Genomic DNA, 16793 nt, shown 5'->3' on the forward strand with positions numbered 1-16793 from the left:
AGCCGATCCGGAATCATCGGCTGCGGCAGCCGGTTCAGGCGCAAGACTCGTCTGGAAGCAAAGATTGCTGCTGATGGCGGCAGGAATCCCGGCGGCCGTAACGGGGCTGCTATACTATGAATCGATGCGCTACGTCTCGGCATCTCTCGCTATTATTCTGCTGTTTCAATTTACGTGGATCGGGGTTCTGATCCAGGCAGTCGCCGAACGACGACGTCCGGGCGGGTTCATACTGGTTTCACTGGCGGTATTGTTCGGCGGAACGCTGCTGGCTGCCGGCATTGTGGAGGAAGGAGCCGGCCGGCTGCCGCTGATGGGGACCGTGCTGGGACTGCTGTCCGCCGTCAGCTATTCGCTGTTTATTTTGTTGAGCGGTAAAGCGTTGCCCGGCATCCGCCCTGCATACCGCAGCGTGTGGATGCTCGCCGGGGGGATGATGTTTGTGTTTATTCTGTTTCCGCCTGAATTTCTGATTAATGGAAAGCTGTGGAGCGAGCTGCTGCTGTACGGCATGCTGCTCGGCCTGTTCGGCGCTTTTATCCCGCCGGTGCTGTTTGCGGTCGGGGTTCCGCGTATCGGAGAAGGAATGGCCAGCATTCTGGGCGCCTTCGAGCTGCCTGTCGCCATTCTCGCTTCTTCGATTGTTCTGCGGGAGCCTGTCAGTCTGCTGCAATGGGCGGGCGTCGTGCTCGTTTTGATCGGAGTGGCACTCCCGGAGCTGGAGAAGCGGCGCTCCAGCCTTCGCTAGCCTTTTCGCCGTAAGCGGCGGGAAGGCTTTCTTTGTGCAGGAGCGGGGATGTTGATAGAATAGACGGTAACCGCTGCAAGGCGTCGAAGGGAGACGTGCCTGTCCATGAAGCTGAACAAAGTACACCATATTGCCGTCATATGCTCGGATTACGGACGGTCGAAGGCTTTTTACGTCGACGTGCTGGGCTTGACCGTGCTGAATGAGATTTACCGGGGGGAGCGGGATTCCTACAAGCTTGACCTGGCTTTGGACGGCGATTATATATTGGAGTTGTTCTCGTTTCCGGAGCCGCCGGCCAGAGCGAGCTATCCCGAGGCCGCCGGATTGCGCCATTTGGCGTTTGAGGTGGATGACGTAGTCGCGGCGGTTCAGGAGCTTGCCGAATCCGGCGTCGCGGCAGAACCGATCCGGATCGATCCCGTTACCGGGAAAAGGTTTACGTTTCTCGCCGATCCGGACGGGCTGCCGATCGAGCTGTACGGGCGATGAGTGAATGCGCGCATGCGAAAAAGGGCTTTCCCTTAAGTCATCCGGGATGACTTGGGGGAAGGCCCTTTTTACAAAGGCAGCGTCAAGGCTCGTCCATCTCAGCGGGTTCCCCTTGATCGCCGGGATATTCCCGTTCGCGCGTCTCATGCAGACCGCGGTTTTCGTAGCCGAACCGGTTAGGGGAACGCTGGTCGATCCGCCACGGTTTGCTTTTTCCCAGCGACTTGGACACAAGCGAGGACCCGTAAGGGCCCTCCGGAAACTCTTCGGCAACCAGATCGTTGCGCTGTGATTCGACATTGCTGAAATCGGTATACGCTTGTCTTTCTTCCTCAATGAAGCCTTCGGCCACGGCGGCACCTCCCGGAGGAAATGAACATCCGTACCAGTGTTCCCCGATCAGTCGGTAAAATTCACCGTTCCGACGACCAGATACAGAAATTGCCCCAGCTCGGCCGCTTCCTCTTCCGACAGCTGGAACGTGTGCTCCAGGTAGCCTTCCTCTTCGAGATCGTCTGCGCCGATGATCGCCGTTTTGCCGGATTGCAGATCGGTGACGAGCTTTTTGCCGTAAAAACGGTTCGTCGTCGTCACTGCCAGGTCGAAGCGCTTCATACCAGGCGTAATAAAGGTGACAAAGCGTGTGGTCGTTTGTTCCGTCGTATCGGACATGAAATCGTATTCAGGCAGCATAAGAGCATTCCTCCGCATCGTTCGTTTGTCGCTTCATTATACACAATCGGCCTTATCCGCAAAAGCGCCGCAAGTCATAGAGGCCGCAGCGGGGTCGAAGACAGGCAGGGGAAAGCAAGGCCGCAGGTACGATGACCGCTCGGGACGCCAGGATGATGACGATCATAACGGCGGCGAAGGCGACGTCAAGACGTTCACGGTGACGGTAAAGGAAATGCCTTGAACGGATGCGTAAAAGGATGGCGTAAAAGATGGCGTAAGAGCAGGCTTGTAAAAAAATTGCTCCTATGGTACTATTCGATTAACCGAATACGGATCGTTTAGAGGGAGCACCTCTTTCGCTGACGCGAGAGAGGTGCTTTTTGTCGTGTTCGGGGATCTTGACTATTTTGCGGAGGTGCAGAGGGATGCATTTGGTATTTGTGAACACGCTTGAGAAAAGGACGGATGAAGGCCGGGTGGCTGCGGCCCAGGTGTCGATCGGCGAGACGCAGGGCCATTGGACGGTTTTTTGGACGGAGCCGGGCGGGGGCGGGCAGACGCGGAGCGTCTGGTTTGAGGGCACGTCATGGGAGGAAATGATCGCGGCGTTCCGTCACGGTATCGCGGTGGCGATGGGAGAGGGCTATGAGCCGGTTCTCGACGGCATGCTCGAGGAAAAACGGATCGCGGGCGGCGGAACGGTATCGATGCTGCAGTGCTACGGGGAACTGCATGCCCGGGAAGAGCTGTTCGAGGCGCTCAGGGAATGGCGGCGCAGTAAAGCGGTGGCGGAGAAGAAAGCCGCTTATCTTGTGTCGACTAACCGGCTGCTGTGGATGATCAGCGCCTTCGTGCCGCATACGGAAGAAGAGCTGAAGCAGATTCCGGGGTGGGGAAGCAATAAATCGGCGGCGTACGCGGCGGAAATCATCGCGGTTACGACGCAGTTTGAGCGCCTCACGACCTTTCCGCTGACGTGGGTGCCTGAAGCGCTTGGGACGGAAACGCACATGAAGTGGCTGTTCAAGCAGAAGGAGAACAAATACCGTGCCGAGCTGGAAAGGTACCGCGCGAAGCGGGATATTCTGAACGGGGTGCGCGAGGGGCGCGGGCTTGACGAGCTGGTGTCGACGCTCGGCATCGAGCGGCGGGATTTGATCGAGCGGATTGAGCTTCTCGATCAGGAGGGCTACGATATGACACCACTGCTGAACCGTGAACTGGAGCGGTTGCCGGAGGAGGAGCGGCAGAAGATCGGCCGTGCCCTTCAGGAGGTGGGAGACCGTTATTTGAAGCCGGTGCTGATGCAGGTTTATTCGGAGAGCGAGCTGAAAGGCAAGCCGCTCGATTCTTTCTACGAGCGGCTCCGCCTCATGAGGCTGCGGCAGAAACGCGTCGCGCAGCTCGCCGCCATGTAGCGGCCGCCTATAGGCGCGGCCCGGTCGGGCGGCTTGTAACGCCTGCTGACGGGGAGCGGACTGGGCGAGGCAGGCGGTTCTAGACGGACCGTTCCGCTTTGTCCGGATGCGCGCCGCGGCCGTCCGGCCAGATCGGATCGGCGAACAGAATGCGGGCGCCGCTGTCGCCGGTTTCGTATGAGCGGTTGCCGATGAGAGCGGCCGTCTCGGCGCGCACCGCTGCGGAACGGGACGTTTTGTCGCCGGTTGTGCAGGTTTCGCGCTCCCCTTCGCTGCGGAGCCACTTCAGCGCTGTCAGAATAATTGATACGCTCTCGGTCAATGCGTGTTGCCACATATCATCAAACGTGTCGCTTCTTTTCGCCGTCCCGTCCGTCGGATCGGACCACGGTCTGCCTTGATCGTTTAGAGTTAGCGCGCGGCGGATGCCGCTCGGGTCGTGGAACAGCTTCCACGTTTCCAGCCTTAGCCGCCTGCTCACGACGAGTGTATCCATCATTACCTCGAAGCGCTGATGATCCCATTTACGGAAGCCGGACCGGCTGAACACGTAAGGGTGAACATTGCGGTCGAGCGTATGTGAAGCACGAAGCCGAGCGCATAGACGACCGCCGGGTCCGCCGATAAGCTCCCGTTCGCCGGCCCGCTCCAGTACCTCCGCGCCGAAGATCAGATGCGTCCAGATGTTAGGCAAGCGTAACCTCCCGGTATACTCGGCTTTATGAAAGAAGTAGAATGAATAACACAGGTGCGGCATGATTTGGATTCTATACGGGGTATGCACCGAATTACAGGGAGAAATTCCGGCATATCCAGCGCTTATCTCTAAGAAAGAAAATTAGAGGGAGCTTTTCCTGCTAGAAACTGCCGCAGGCATCTGCCGTTTTGCTTAACGGAGAGGATATGAAGTAAACTGGATGACAGGTGATGAAACGATGCTGAGGGGAAAGAAAATTTTAATTACCGGGGCGGGCAGCGGCATCGGTGCTGAGACCGCGAGGCTGCTCTCGGCGGCGGGCGCGGTGCCGATCCTGACGGGGCGCAACGGGGATAAGCTCAAGGCCGCAGCGGCGAAGCTGCCCGGCAGGCACGGCGTTTATACGCTGGATGTGACGGACAATGGGCAGGTAGAAACGGTCATTGCGCAAATTTTAGCGGATTTCGACGGGGTTGACGTACTGCTGAACAATGCCGGTTTCGGCTTGTTCGAACGGTTCATGGACGCGCCGGTGAGTCATTTTGGGGCGATGATGGACACCAACTATATGGGGATCGTGCGCTGCACCAAAATGGTGCTGCCGTCTTTCCTCGCGCGCGGCGACGGCCATATCGTCAATGTCGCTTCGATCGCCGGCAAGCTCGGGACGCCGAAATCAACCGGTTATACGGCGTCGAAGCATGCGGTTCTCGGATTGACGAACGCGCTTAGGGCGGAGCTTTACGGCACCGGCATCGTCGTATCGGCCGTTAACCCGGGTCCGATCGATACGCCGTTCTTCGAGCAGGCCGATCCGGACGGCACGTATGTGAAGAACGTCAGCTGGTTTATGATGACGCCCGAACGGGCGGCCAAGTCGATTGTTCGGGTGATCGACCGGCGCAAGGCGGAGCTTGATATGCCGTTCACAGCGGCGGCGGGCGTGAAGCTGGTGCAGCTTTTTCCGAGGCTCGCGGACCGTGTGACGGGCAAGCTGTTGAATAAGAAATAATAGGTGATGTGAACGGAGGAGGCGCTACATGGATACGAGCTGGAAATCGTTTGGACTGCGCGCCGCGCTGCTGGACAAGCTGGAGGAGAAGGAAATCAGACAGCCGACGCCGGTGCAGGCGAAGGCGATTCCCGCGCTGCTCGGTGGACGCGACGTTTACGCGCGTTCCCAGACCGGAACGGGTAAGACGCTGGCATTTCTGCTGCCGATACTGGAACGGATCGATCCGGACCGGTCGGAAGTGCAGGCGATCGTGCTGGCACCGACGCAAGAGCTGGCCATGCAGATCGTCCGTGTGGCGGAAATCTACGCCGAAGCATGCGGCATTCGCGTACAGCAACTGATCGGCGGGGCGGCCGTCAAGCGTCAGATCGAGCGGTTGAGGCTGAAGCCGCAGCTCGTCATCGGCACGCCCGGCCGGGTGAACGAGCTGATGAAGCTGCGCAAGCTGAAGCTGAACCGGGTTTCGTTCGTTGTGGTAGACGAAGCGGACCAAATGTTCGAGCTCGGCTCGACTGCTGAGCTGGAGGCGATCCTCGGCTCGGTCGGCGACGACCGCAGGCTGGCCTTTTTCAGCGCGACGCTTCCGGCAGCAATGGAGCGTTTGGCCGGCCGTTGGATGGCGGATCCCGAGCGTATTGATGTAGCGCAAGCCGAGCGGGTGGCCGCGTCGATCAAGCATGTTTATATTGTCAGCGACGTGCGCGACAAATTCGAATCGGCGAAAAAGCTGATCCATGCGCTGAAGCCGTCTTCGGCTTTGATCTTTCACAACGATACGGACCAAATCGCCCACTGGGAGTCGAGATTCGGGTTCGAGGGCTTCTCCGCCGGCTCGCTTTACGGCGATGCCGACAAGCTTAAGCGTTCGCAGACGCTGGATCGTTTCCGCGACGGACGCTGCGAGCTGCTGCTGGCGACCGATGTCGCCGCACGCGGCATCGACATTCATGCGCTGCCGCTTGTAGTGAATGTGGACGCGCCGGATGAAGCCGAACGGTACGTGCACCGGGCCGGGCGAACGGGACGAATGGGCCGCGCAGGGCTGGTCGTGACGCTGGCCGCGCCGCGCGAGGTAGCGCCGCTTGTGAAGCTGGCGAAGAAGTTAGGCATAGAGCTGGAGGAGCGCGTATTGTTTGGGGGCAAGCTGCTGCCGCTCGACGAGTTCCGGCGACGGGGAGCCGGAGGCAGTAACGGCAGCGGGCAAGCGGCCTCCGGCAGAAGCATACCGGCGAGATCCGGACTGTCGCGCTCCGGCGGTGCTGCCGGAGAAGCAGATCGGCCGGCGCGGCGTGCAGTTGGAGAAGCGGGTTCGTCGTTGCGGCGCGGAGCCGGCATTTCTTCTCGGCCGCCGCAGAATGGCGGCACAGGCGCAGGTGCGGACGCATCCGCGTCGGGAACCGGAAGAGGCGCGACGGCTAATCCGCGCGCTGGCAAACCGGCTGCCGGTGTATCCGCCGCAGCGACCGGCGGCGCGAAAGCCGACAAAAAATCGAAGGCCGCCCGTGAGCGTGCGCGCAAGGACAAAGGCGCGCCGAAGTGGCTGAAGGCGAAGCGCGAAGACCGCGACGATAAGCCTCAGTAAGCCGTATCTCGCCCTTGGCAGCAAACGTGTTAGAACGTGAGAAATTAACGGAAATCGTCCCAAGTCGAGCGACTAATGTCACGGCTTCGGACGTTTTTTTTCTTACTACCCCCAAAAAACGACGGCTGGCTGCCGAACCTTATTAGCGTGAGTAAGACCAAGCGTTTACATAGGGCTTATCGGCATCAATCATCCAATTGAGGGAGTGTGCAAAACAAATGAACAAGACGATCAAAAAAACAATCCTGTCTTCACTGGCTGTAATCATGCTGCTTGGCGGGGCAACCTCCGTATTCGCGGACGGTAAAGGGCGCGACAAAGACAAATGGGACGATCGCATTTATAAAGCCGATTTTAAAGGCAAGTGGAACGACGATAGTGACAACGATGACGACGATAACGACGAGATTGAAATCAATCTGACGTTCAAGGATGAGAAAGAGCTGAAGTGGGCGCTTGAGCATATTATGCGTCTGGCCTCGAAGGGTGTGTTCACCGGATACGAGGACGGCAGCTTCAAACCGCTTCAGAAAATTACCCGCATCGAAGCGCTCGTTGCTGCGGTCCGCTTGATGGGTCTTCGCGCCCAAGCCGAATCGGCTGCGGAAATGAGCACGAAGCTTAATTTCAAAGACGCGGACAAGCTGCCGAAGTGGGCGATCGGTTATGTCGCGGTTGCGGTGGAGAACGACCTGTTTGCCGAAACTGACACGACGGTAAACCCGAACAAACCGGCCGACCGTCTGTGGGCGGCAACGCTGCTCGTAAAAGCGATGAAGCTGAGCGATGAAGCAAAAGCGAAAAGCAACACGGAGCTTGCATTCCGCGACGCGGAAAAAATACCGGCAGGCTCTGTCGGTTACGTCGCAGTAGCCGTTGAGAAAGGTCTCGTCACCGGCTATCAGGATGAAACATTCCGCCCGAACCAATCGGTAACGCGCGCCGAGCTGGCGGCCTTGCTTGACCGGACGGACAGCCAAATCCCGGATCAGGCTCAGGATGCGCAAGCCGTTAGCGGCAAGCTGAAAGCTGTCGTTTCCAATGGCGCGATGACAATCGTCAAAGCAGACAACACGGAAGTCGCGCTTCCGCTCGACTCGAATGTGTTCATTTTCCGCAACAATATTAAATCGGATGTTACTGCGCTTGAGGCGAACGACACCGTGCTGGTGCGCACATTCCAAGGCAAGGTCGTCTTTATCGAAGTCACGCAAAATGCGTCGGCTGCCGTTTCGTTTACGGAAACGGGCGTGATCAACTCCGTATCGTTTAACGCGCAAGGCAAGCTGGCCACGCTGTCGATCACAAAAACCGTAAGCGGCGGCACGCAGGCTATCATCTATAACGTCGCTGCCGACGTGGCGATCCAGGGCAACGCCTCATTGACGGTCGGCCAGACGATCGAGGTGAAAGGCGCGAACGGAACCGTGAGCTCGATTCAAGTGAAATAAGAAATCCGCCATACAATCGCATTTATAATCGAACCCTCTGGACCACCTGTCCGGAGGGTTCGTCATTTTCGGCTTGCCGCCGGGTGCCCGGTTCGGCCTTTCGCCGTTGCCGCACGCTTTGTTTTCCCTGCCGGGTCTCTTGTATAATGGTGACTAGAAACGGGGTGAGGACGTGCAGCCTATACTCGAGGTGCGGCAATTAACGGGGGGGTACAGCCCGCGCAGGCCGGTGTTACACGACCTGTCGTTCAACGTGATGCCGGGCGAGATGATCGGGCTGATCGGGTTGAACGGCGCGGGAAAAAGCACAACGATCAAACATATTCTCGGCCTGATGAAGCCGCATGCGGGCGAGGTTCGGATAGCCGGGACGACGTTGGCGAACGACCCGGATACCTATCGCGCCTCCTTTGCCTATGTGCCGGAAACGCCGGTCCTGTTCGACGAACTGACTGTACAGGAGCATATGCGGTTGACCGGCATGGCGTACGGCGTGGAGGAACAAGCATTTGAGCCGCGCGCGGCCGGTCTGCTCGATGAATTCCATATGACGGGGAAAAAATCGGCCTTTGCCGGACATCTCTCCAAAGGCATGAAGCAGAAAGTCATGATTATGAACGCGCTGCTGCCCGAGCCGCCGCTCTATGTGATCGACGAGCCCTTCCTCGGCCTCGATCCGCTCGGCATTCGCTCGCTGCTGGAGCGGCTTGTCGAGGTCAAGCGCTCCGGCGCGGCGATTCTCATGAGCTCCCATATTTTGTCGACGGTGGAGGCCTATTGCGACCGTTTCCTTGTTCTGCACGGCGGAAGGCTGATTGCGGCAGGAAAGCTGGATGACGTGAAGAAGCGCGCCGGAGTCGAAAAAGCGGAACGCGCCTCGCTGGAGGAAGCGTTCTACCGGCTGGTTACGTCAGGCGGCAGCGACGGAGGCGGCCATGGACCGGTCGCTTGAGGCTATTCGCGGGCAAAGGGCGGATGCTTGGCGGAAGGAGACGGTGCCGTATTGGCGGTATATGGGGCAAAGCGGGTTTCCCGGCTTCGTGGCATTAGCGGTTATGTCCGGGCTGATCGGTTATATCGCGTTTCTGCGGCGGGTGCCGCCCGATTTTCCGATTGCCGAGGTAGGGGCGGCGGTGCTGCTGCCTTTTCTGGCCTGGAGTCCGCTGCGGAGCTATCTTGTTTCGGCGGATACCGTGTTTTTGATGCCGAGGGAAAGCGGCATGCGGGCCTGGCTTCGACCCGCCGGTCGTGCAGGGGTAATGCTATCCGGTCTGCTTCTGCTGATGGTGTTCCTGGCTTACGTTCCGCTATATCGGCAAGGGACCGTGCCGGCTGCGTGGCCGCTTATCGCGCTTGCGCTCCTACCGTTCAAAGCGGCCAATGCATGGGGCGCCTGGACCGAGCGGCGTATGGCATGGCCGATGGCCGCACGGCTCTTCCGCCTGCTTCGGTGGGCGGCGACGGTCCTTGTGCTTGCGGCGCTGCTGTCGCAGCCGCTTTGGGAGTCGGCGCCGTTCGGCCTGCTTGCGGCGGCGGCGCTGGCTGCCGCCTATCGGCTGCCGTCGAAGCACCGATTCCCGTGGGAACGCCTCATTGAAGAGGAGTGGGGGATACGTCGGCGCTGGTATCGGTTTTTCGGCACGTTCATCGATGTCCCGGTATCCGGAGACATGGCCGTCGCCCGTCGTTCTTATCTAACCTGGACGGCAGCAGCTCTGAAATTCAAGCGGTCGAACGCCTACACCTTTCTGTATGCCGGAACGCTGCTTCGAACCGAGCTCGGAGGCATCGTGCTGCGGCTTACGCTGCTCGGCATGCTGACTGCCGTCTTAACCGGACGAGCCGAGCTGTTAAGCGGCTGGGGAGCCGTAGCGGCGGGTTTGGGGTTCATTCTCCTGACAGGCGTTCAGCTCGGTGCGCTGAGTCAGGCGCACCGCCATTCCGTCTGGCGCCATGTCTATCCGCTTCCGGAAAGCCAGAGGGAAGCTTCGCTGCTGGCCGTCGTCAGATGGGTGCTTGCCGGATCGTCTTTGCTGGTATGGCTGTCCGTAGCGGCGACGCTAGCTCCGGCCGGCAAATACGCACAAGTGGGAGCGGCCCTGCTTGCATACCCGGTTTATGCGCTGCTGCTGCGTCCGGGCAGCTTCAAGCGGAAGCTGGCGAAGGAACGAAACGGCGACTGAGCGCCGACGGCCAAACACAAACAACCCCTTTCGCACTGCTTGAAGCGATGAAGGGGTTGTTTGTATCGCAGCAGCTAATCCTCGATGGGCTATACGCCGGATTTGGCCGAGGACACGTCCTGTACCGCGCGGTAAATGGAGTCGAAAAGCTCCTCCAGATTCAGCTCCTCGATGCACGAGAACGCGACGCGCAGGTCGGTTTCCCCAAGGGCGATCGTACCGATGCCGTATGTGTTCAGCAGGTGCGTGCGAACCGTCTCGGCATCGGCCGTCTTGAGCTTCAGGCACATGAAATAACCGGAGTTGAACGGGTAATATTCCCAAATATCGCCGTAACGGCCGCTGTCAAGCAGCTGCTTCACGCGGTTCGCGCGGCGTTTCATGATAGTGTATTTCTCTTCCTTCTGAGCAGTGAACTCGGGAGATTTGATTCCGCGCAGCACAAACGTCTGCGATGGATGGGGACCGCTCGAGATCGTGGCGCGAATGATGCCGAGCGTCTTCTGCTCGAGCGCACTCAGCAGATCCGCCGATGGCGAAGCGTAGGTAATGAAGCCGACGCGGAAGCCCCATACGTATTCCTCCTTGGTCGCGCCGTCGATCTTTACCGCCAGGACGCGCGGATGGAGATCGACCAGCTTGCCGAACAGCGATTCATGCATCGAGTCTTCAAAGAACAGTCCGAAGTAAGCGTCGTCGGTTACGGCTACCACGTTGATGCCGGCCTCGGCTGCTTCCTTGATAACGGCAACGATCTCGTCGCCCTCTTGAGGGCCGGGCGTGTAGCCGGTCGGGTTGTTCGGGAAGTTCAGCAGAACGATTGCTTTGCCTTTGCCCTTCTGTGCGAGCAGCGCTTCGCGAAGACCGGCGCTGTTGAACCGGTTCGCCTCATTGTAAAGCGGATATTCGACCATCTCGGCGCCGCGGCGGATACCGAAGGTCAGCTCGTAGTTCTCCCAGTTTTTGTTCGGAATGATGACGGCGTCTCCGGTGTCCGCGAACAGATCGGCGACGATGCTCAGACCGTGCGTCAGGGCGTTGGTGACGATCGGATTGCCGAACGATTTGCTCTCCAGCGAGGGATTCTCCTCGATCATTTTGGCGCGCCATGCGGTCCGGAGCTCAGGCTTGCCCGCCGGCGGGGCATATTCGTACAAATCCTTCGGCTCGTAAGCGGAAAGCGTATCCTGAATGACCTTCAGATGCATCGGCTGCCCGTTCTCGAGCGCGATGCCGATTGTCGCATTGAATTTCTTCGCCTTTGCTTTCGCTTCGGCCGATTGGCTGAGGATGCCCACCTTCGGAAAATAGATCGCTTTCCCAAGGCCGGAAAGCACCGCGTAAACGTTAGCGTTCTCCCGTTCGATCGTGTCGTTCAACTGCTGGGCGAGTGGATTCATGGGCGTATTCTCATCCTTCCAAAAATCATGTCGTTCAGGTTTCGCGCGTGAAACCGTTTGGCGACTATTATAACACTTCTTGCGGGGCGAGTTCCATGTCATGCCAACATTTTTTTGCCGTTTTTCAAGGTTGCGCGCCTTTTCCCGACGTTGTATCATGACATCAACGGGCAACCGTTGCCAATCGTCACGATGAAGAAGGAGCGCCCCTATGCTGCATATTTCCCCGTCATCGCTGGTGCTGTTGCCGGCCCTGGCCAAAATCGTTTGCGAGCCGAACTGGAAGTGGCAGAAGCGCGAAAAACCGATGGCCAATTACGACCTTTTCTATGTATGGAGCGGAGAGGGAGAGGTTCGCCTCAACGAACGGCCCTACGAGGTCGGCAAGGGAAGCTGCTTTCTGTTCCGGCCAGGCGATCATACGAGCGCCACGCATAATCCGCAGAAGCCGCTGGTGCTGACCTATATTCACTTCGACGTGAAGGAAGAGGTCCGGGTGGAGCCGGAGCCGTACCGCGTGCTGCAGGAAACCGTCGAGTTCGAGCACCTGCTGTCCCGGTATGTGCGGATGTTTCTTGTAAAAACATTCGCAGCCGAGGAGGAGGCGCGACTTGTTTTAAAGCTGCTGCTCATCCACCTGCTGCGCGCGGACATGGAAAGTCCCGTGGAGCGTAGGGGCAGTAACCAGTTGACCGAAGCGATTCATGAGATCGCCAACTATATCAAGCAGAATCCGGGCATGCCCCACAGGGTTGAGGATTTGGCGCAGCGCGCGCAGCTGTCGCCGCGTTATTTTTCGATCAAGTTCAAGGAGATGACCGGATTGTCGGTCCAATCCTATATGATCCGCACCCGCATCGAGCGGGCGCAGCATCTGCTGATGCATGCGGGTATGAACGTGACCGAAGTAGCGGACGCGCTCGGCTACCGCGATATATTTTTCTTCAGCCGGCAGTTCAAGCAGTACACGGGCAAGAGCCCTTCGGAGATCCGCTGAACAAGCGCCGGTTTGCTTGCTACCTGACTTTTTAATCCGCCGATTCGTGGTAAATTGAGAAATGTGCCTAGCGGCACCGACTAACCCCAAAGGTGTGATCCGAAATGGCAAGCAACGATCGTAAAATGAGCCGTGAGGAAGCAGGACGGATGGGCGGTCAATCACGAGGCAACGACTGACGGCAAACGTCAATAGATACGGACAGGACAAGCCGGTATTCGCTCAATTGAGCGGGTACCGGCTTTTTCGTATGAAATATATGAAGCTGTGATTAACAACAAAGACTCTTGACTACGCTGCGGTCATCAAAGCGGCACCCGCAGCACACGGTCAGCCGCCTGTCTTCAATATGCCGAGCGCCTCGCCCATCTGCACCTTCGAGCCGGGCATCAGGTCCCCGCGCAGCGTGAACGACTCGTCCTCCATCAGCAGGACGACGGTCGAACCGAATTCGAAATAGGCAAGCTCGCCGCCACGCTCCGTCCGGTCGGACAGCGGTTCGACGTAGCGGATGCTGCTGACGTTCATGGCGCCGACCTTGACGACCGCGACCTCCACGTTCTTGTGGCGGATGTACGTGATCAATCGCTCGTTGCGGCTTAGGACGCGCGGCATGTGGCGCAGCCCGAAATCGTTGACCGGATACACCCGGCCTGGGACGTGCTCCCGTTCCACGACGACGCCGTCGACTGGCGCGTGAATCCGGTGATAATCGGTCGGGCTCAGATAGAGCACGATGCAGAAACCGTTTTTATAATTTTCGGTGCGGGGGGAATGCGCGAGCAGCTCCTCGACCGTATAATCCTGTCCCTTGATGTTGAGAATCGTGCCGGCGTTGACCGGTCCCGCACCCGTAATGAGCGCGTCCACTGGACTGACGATCGCATCCTGCGCAGGGTCAATCGTTCTCATGCCGGGTTTCAGCCGCCGTGTGAAAAATTCATTCAGGCTGCCGTATTCATGCAGTTGTTTCTCCGCTTCTTGCACCGCTATCCCATACATTCTGGCGAATCGCGGAATGAGCCGGCGGCTGGCGGGGGATTGGGCGAATCGTCCGGTTAATCGCGAAATCCACTTGCGCGAGCCAAGCTCGGTCATCGACCGCAGCAACCATCTGGTCATGCGATTTTGCTCACGTCCTCTCTCGTTTCTAACCTTGCGGAACGCAGATTTATCTCGCATTAGTGTGACACAACCGGGGGGACAAATCAATAGACGGAAGCGGTTCCCGGCTCATCAAGGGTTGACAACAACGGACCGGCAAGTTTATAGTTAAAGTAAGTATCCACTAGGGGCGCCTCCACGGGCTGAGATAAGGCGAAACGCCTTGGTCCCTTTGAACCTGATCTGGGTTATACCAGCGTAGGAAAGTGGGAATATGCCCGGGCTTTCGTTTCACGCAGCCGTTCGGTTCGGCGCGGAGCAATCCGCGAGGAAGCCGTTCGGTCGCCGCCGTCGCATGTTTCAGCCGCTTCCTCGCCGAAGCGGCTTTTTTGCGTCCTTGTGACGCGGGACGCCGGTTTCTCGGCGGGTGCGGCCTTGCAAGGCGGCGTGCCGGACCGCGATACCGCTGATGCGGTCATACGTGTCCGGTGCGCGGCCCCGCGTCTCTCACTTGCCTCCTAGTGGATAACTATTCGTATCCTAGGAGGTTTTTTAATGTCCATTTTAACGACTCCATTGCCGGGCAGCCGGAAAACGTACGTGAACGGACCGCGCAACGATGTGCGTGTTCCGATGCGCGAAATCGCGCTTGAGCCGAGTTCGGTGCGCGGCGAGGAAATTCCGAACGAGCCGGTGCTCGTTTATGATGCAAGCGGTCCCTATACCGATCCTTCTTACCAAGCGGACATCCGCAAAGGGCTGCCAGGTCTGCGCGACGGCTGGATTGCCGAGCGGAAGGACACCGAGACCTACGCGGGAAGAACGCTTCGTCCGGAGGATAACGGCTTCCGGTCGTCGGAGAAGGCGGAGGAGATGGGCGCCGAAACGTTCCCGGGACTGGACCGGCAGCCGCTGCGCGCGAAAGCCGGCAGCAATGTGTCGCAGCTGCACTATGCCCGCAAAGGCATCGTCACGCCTGAGATGCAGTTCATCGCCGTGCGCGAAGGCATGGACCCTGAATTCGTACGCGCCGAGGTGGCGGCGGGCCGCGCGGTCATTCCGGCGAACGTCAACCACCCCGAGAGCGAGCCAATGATCATCGGACGGCATTTTCATGTGAAAATTAACGCTAATATCGGCAATTCGGCGGTTGCCTCCTCGATCGAGGAAGAGGTCGAGAAAATGACGTGGGCGACCCGCTGGGGCGCGGATACGATCATGGATCTGTCCACCGGACGCAACATCCACACGACGCGCGAGTGGATCATCCGCAATTCCCCCGTGCCGGTCGGCACCGTGCCGATCTACCAGGCGCTGGAAAAGGTAAACGGCGTGGCGGAGGATCTGACTTGGGAGGTTTTCCGCGATACGCTGATTGAGCAGGCCGAGCAGGGCGTCGACTATTTTACGATCCATGCGGGCGTGCTGCTCCGTTACGTGCCGCTTACGGCCAAAAGGGTGACCGGCATCGTCTCGCGCGGCGGCTCGATCATGGCGGCCTGGTGTCTGGCGCATCACAAGGAAAACTTCCTGTATACGCATTTTGAAGAAATATGCGAAATTATGAAAGCCTACGACGTAACGTTCTCGCTGGGCGACGGTCTGCGTCCGGGCTCGATCGCCGATGCGAACGACGAGGCGCAGTTTGCGGAGCTCGATACGCTCGGCGAGCTGACGCAAATCGCGTGGAAGCACGATGTGCAGGTCATGATCGAAGGACCGGGACATGTGCCGATGCACCTGATCAAGGAAAACGTCGACCGCCAGATGGAGGTATGCGGCGAAGCGCCGTTCTATACGCTCGGACCGCTCACAACCGATATTGCGCCGGGCTACGACCATATTACGTCGGCGATCGGCGCCGCGATGATCGGCTGGTTCGGGACCGCGATGCTCTGCTATGTGACGCCGAAGGAGCACCTTGGCCTGCCGAATAAGGAGGACGTCAAGGACGGCGTGATCGCCTACAAAATCGCGGCCCACGCGGCCGATCTCGCCAAAGGGCATCCGCGCGCGCGTCTGCGTGACGATGCGCTGTCCAAGGCCAGGTTGGGGTCGCCAGCTGAGGCCCAGTTCCACCTGTCGCTCGATCCGGAGCGGGCGATGTCCTACCACGACGAGACGCTGCCGGCAGAAGCGGCGAAATCGGCGCATTTCTGCTCGATGTGCGGACCGAAGTTTTGCAGCATGCGGATTACGCAGGACATTCGCGACTACGCGGAAAAGAACGGCCTTGACACGGAAGAAGCAATTGCAGCGGGGATGGAAGAGCAGTCTAAATCATTCAAGGCCGGAGGCGGCAAAATCTATGCGTGATGCCTCAGCCGGGGCTGCAAGAATGGAAGGACCGGCTGCAGAAAAGGGAGCTGCCGCTGCGGCGGCTCCGGCGGTAGCGGGAGCGGGAACGGGGAACGATGCCGGCTGGAGCGATCGCTACTCGCGCCAAATCCGGTTCGCGCCGATCGGCGAAGGCGGCCAGCGCCGGCTGGGCGAGGCCGCGGTGCTTATTGTGGGCGCCGGCGCGCTCGGCGCGTCGCTTGCCCAGCATATGGTGCGCGCCGGCGTCGGTCTGGTCCGGCTGGCGGACCGCGACTACGTCGAGCCGAGCAACCTGCAGCGTCAGGTGCTTTTCGACGAGGAGGATGCGCGGCGGGCGTTGCCGAAAGCGGTCGCGGCGGCCCGTCGGCTGCGCGGCATCAACAGCGCCGTGACGATCGAGGAGCATGTCACCGACGTCGGTCGGCAGGAAGCCGCAGCTCTGGCGGCGGGCGTCGAGCTCGTGCTTGACGGTACGGACAATGCGGCGGCCAGGCTTGCGTTGAACGACGCCTGCTACAGTCAAGGCATTCCGTTTCTGTACGGCGGGGTGACGGGCGCACAGGGAATGAGCGCGACGTTCGTGCCCGGCGAGACGGCATGCCTGCGCTGCTTGATCGGCGGAGAGGACGCAGGGGGCGACGGCGCGACGTGCGACACGGCCGGCGTGATCTCGCCGGCGGTCGAGCTTATTGCGGCCCTTCAGGCGGGTGAA

General features: G+C 59.3%; 16 protein-coding genes and 1 riboswitch. Of the genes, 11 read left to right on the forward strand and 5 right to left on the reverse strand.

Going from position 1 to position 16793, the window contains the following annotated elements:
• Positions 1–748, forward strand: a 748-nt coding sequence (locus BG52_RS07305) for an EamA family transporter (protein ID WP_081793667.1), incomplete at its 5' end; no start/stop codon positions are given.
• Positions 749–853: 105 nt separating this feature from the next.
• Complete coding sequence (gene gloA2 / locus BG52_RS07310; protein ID WP_036582168.1) at positions 854–1240, forward strand: SMU1112c/YaeR family gloxylase I-like metalloprotein; 387 nt, start codon at positions 854–856, stop codon at positions 1238–1240.
• Between the two features lie 82 nt (positions 1241–1322).
• Here gloA2 and BG52_RS07315 read toward each other — a convergent pair whose 3' ends face one another.
• Both BG52_RS07315 and BG52_RS07320 read right to left on the reverse strand, forming a co-directional pair.
• The gene (locus BG52_RS07315; protein ID WP_036582169.1) at positions 1323–1592 is read right to left on the reverse strand and encodes a hypothetical protein; all 270 of its coding nucleotides are present in this window, start codon (positions 1590–1592) and stop codon (positions 1323–1325) included.
• A 47-nt stretch (positions 1593–1639) separates the two neighbouring features.
• Positions 1640–1933, reverse strand: a complete 294-nt coding sequence (locus BG52_RS07320) for a DUF3055 domain-containing protein (protein WP_190287490.1) — start codon at positions 1931–1933, stop codon at positions 1640–1642.
• 407 nt (positions 1934–2340) lie between these two features.
• Between BG52_RS07320 and BG52_RS07330 the strand changes: the two genes are divergently transcribed.
• Positions 2341–3333: an HRDC domain-containing protein gene (locus BG52_RS07330; protein ID WP_036582171.1), complete on the forward strand. Its 993-nt coding sequence runs from the start codon at positions 2341–2343 to the stop codon at positions 3331–3333.
• A gap of 79 nt (positions 3334–3412) precedes the next feature.
• On the opposite strand, the gene BG52_RS07335 is transcribed toward BG52_RS07330, so the two are convergent.
• Positions 3413–4027, reverse strand: a complete 615-nt coding sequence (locus tag BG52_RS07335; protein WP_036582172.1) for a hypothetical protein — start codon at positions 4025–4027, stop codon at positions 3413–3415.
• Between the two features lie 223 nt (positions 4028–4250).
• On the opposite strand from BG52_RS07335, the gene BG52_RS07340 reads away from it, so the two are divergent.
• The 5 genes from BG52_RS07340 to BG52_RS07360 all read left to right on the forward strand — a co-directional run bounded on the left by BG52_RS07340 (position 4251) and on the right by BG52_RS07360 (position 10261).
• A complete protein-coding gene (locus BG52_RS07340; RefSeq protein WP_223298938.1) occupies positions 4251–5042 on the forward strand; it encodes an SDR family NAD(P)-dependent oxidoreductase in 792 nt (263 codons plus the stop codon).
• A 28-nt stretch (positions 5043–5070) separates the two neighbouring features.
• On the forward strand, positions 5071–6627 hold the full coding sequence (locus BG52_RS07345) for a DEAD/DEAH box helicase (protein ID WP_036582174.1): 1557 nt from the start codon (positions 5071–5073) through the stop codon (positions 6625–6627).
• Between the two features lie 218 nt (positions 6628–6845).
• Complete coding sequence (locus BG52_RS07350; RefSeq protein ID WP_036582176.1) at positions 6846–8078, forward strand: S-layer homology domain-containing protein; 1233 nt, start codon at positions 6846–6848, stop codon at positions 8076–8078.
• 172 nt (positions 8079–8250) lie between these two features.
• Positions 8251–9030, forward strand: coding sequence for an ABC transporter ATP-binding protein (locus tag BG52_RS07355; protein WP_036667040.1), 780 nt, complete (start codon positions 8251–8253; stop codon positions 9028–9030).
• Positions 9014–10261, forward strand: a complete 1248-nt coding sequence (locus tag BG52_RS07360; RefSeq protein WP_036667041.1) for an ABC transporter permease — start codon at positions 9014–9016, stop codon at positions 10259–10261. The genes BG52_RS07355 and BG52_RS07360 overlap by 17 nt, the downstream gene beginning before the upstream one ends.
• 89 nt (positions 10262–10350) lie before the next feature.
• Here the strand turns inward: BG52_RS07360 and BG52_RS07365 are convergent, their stop codons facing one another.
• A complete protein-coding gene (locus tag BG52_RS07365) occupies positions 10351–11661 on the reverse strand; it encodes an aminotransferase class I/II-fold pyridoxal phosphate-dependent enzyme (RefSeq protein ID WP_036586205.1) in 1311 nt (436 codons plus the stop codon).
• 211 nt (positions 11662–11872) lie between these two features.
• On the opposite strand from BG52_RS07365, the gene BG52_RS07370 reads away from it, so the two are divergent.
• Complete coding sequence (locus tag BG52_RS07370; protein WP_036586204.1) at positions 11873–12658, forward strand: AraC family transcriptional regulator; 786 nt, start codon at positions 11873–11875, stop codon at positions 12656–12658.
• Between the two features lie 330 nt (positions 12659–12988).
• Here the strand turns inward: BG52_RS07370 and asd are convergent, their stop codons facing one another.
• On the reverse strand, positions 12989–13780 hold the full coding sequence (gene asd / locus BG52_RS07375; protein WP_036586203.1) for an archaetidylserine decarboxylase: 792 nt from the start codon (positions 13778–13780) through the stop codon (positions 12989–12991).
• A 158-nt stretch (positions 13781–13938) separates the two neighbouring features.
• A riboswitch (TPP riboswitch) is annotated at positions 13939–14044 on the forward strand.
• Positions 14045–14317: 273 nt separating this feature from the next.
• Between asd and thiC the strand changes: the two genes are divergently transcribed.
• Both thiC and BG52_RS07390 read left to right on the forward strand, forming a co-directional pair.
• Positions 14318–16078: a phosphomethylpyrimidine synthase ThiC gene (gene thiC / locus BG52_RS07385; protein WP_036667044.1), complete on the forward strand. Its 1761-nt coding sequence runs from the start codon at positions 14318–14320 to the stop codon at positions 16076–16078.
• Positions 16071–16793: ThiF family adenylyltransferase (locus tag BG52_RS07390; RefSeq protein WP_223298939.1), on the forward strand; the 723-nt coding region annotated here is incomplete at its 3' end. The genes thiC and BG52_RS07390, both read left to right, overlap by 8 nt.

It is taken from the genome of Paenibacillus darwinianus (assembly GCF_000598065.1).
Classification (GTDB): Bacteria; Bacillota; Bacilli; order Paenibacillales; family Paenibacillaceae; genus Paenibacillus_I; species Paenibacillus_I darwinianus.

Coding starts and splice junctions, on each gene's coding strand:
- gloA2 (WP_036582168.1), top strand. CDS start 854: ATGAAGCTGAACAAAGTACACCATATTGCCGTCATATGCTCGGATTAC.
- BG52_RS07320 (WP_190287490.1), bottom strand. CDS start 1,933: ATGCTGCCTGAATACGATTTCATGTCCGATACGACGGAACAAACGACC.
- BG52_RS07330 (WP_036582171.1), top strand. CDS start 2,341: ATGCATTTGGTATTTGTGAACACGCTTGAGAAAAGGACGGATGAAGGC.
- BG52_RS07340 (WP_223298938.1), top strand. CDS start 4,251: ATGACAGGTGATGAAACGATGCTGAGGGGAAAGAAAATTTTAATTACC.
- BG52_RS07345 (WP_036582174.1), top strand. CDS start 5,071: ATGGATACGAGCTGGAAATCGTTTGGACTGCGCGCCGCGCTGCTGGAC.
- BG52_RS07350 (WP_036582176.1), top strand. CDS start 6,846: ATGAACAAGACGATCAAAAAAACAATCCTGTCTTCACTGGCTGTAATC.
- BG52_RS07360 (WP_036667041.1), top strand. CDS start 9,014: ATGGACCGGTCGCTTGAGGCTATTCGCGGGCAAAGGGCGGATGCTTGG.
- BG52_RS07365 (WP_036586205.1), bottom strand. CDS start 11,661: ATGAATCCACTCGCCCAGCAGTTGAACGACACGATCGAACGGGAGAAC.
- BG52_RS07370 (WP_036586204.1), top strand. CDS start 11,873: ATGCTGCATATTTCCCCGTCATCGCTGGTGCTGTTGCCGGCCCTGGCC.
- asd (WP_036586203.1), bottom strand. CDS start 13,780: ATGACCAGATGGTTGCTGCGGTCGATGACCGAGCTTGGCTCGCGCAAG.
- thiC (WP_036667044.1), top strand. CDS start 14,318: ATGTCCATTTTAACGACTCCATTGCCGGGCAGCCGGAAAACGTACGTG.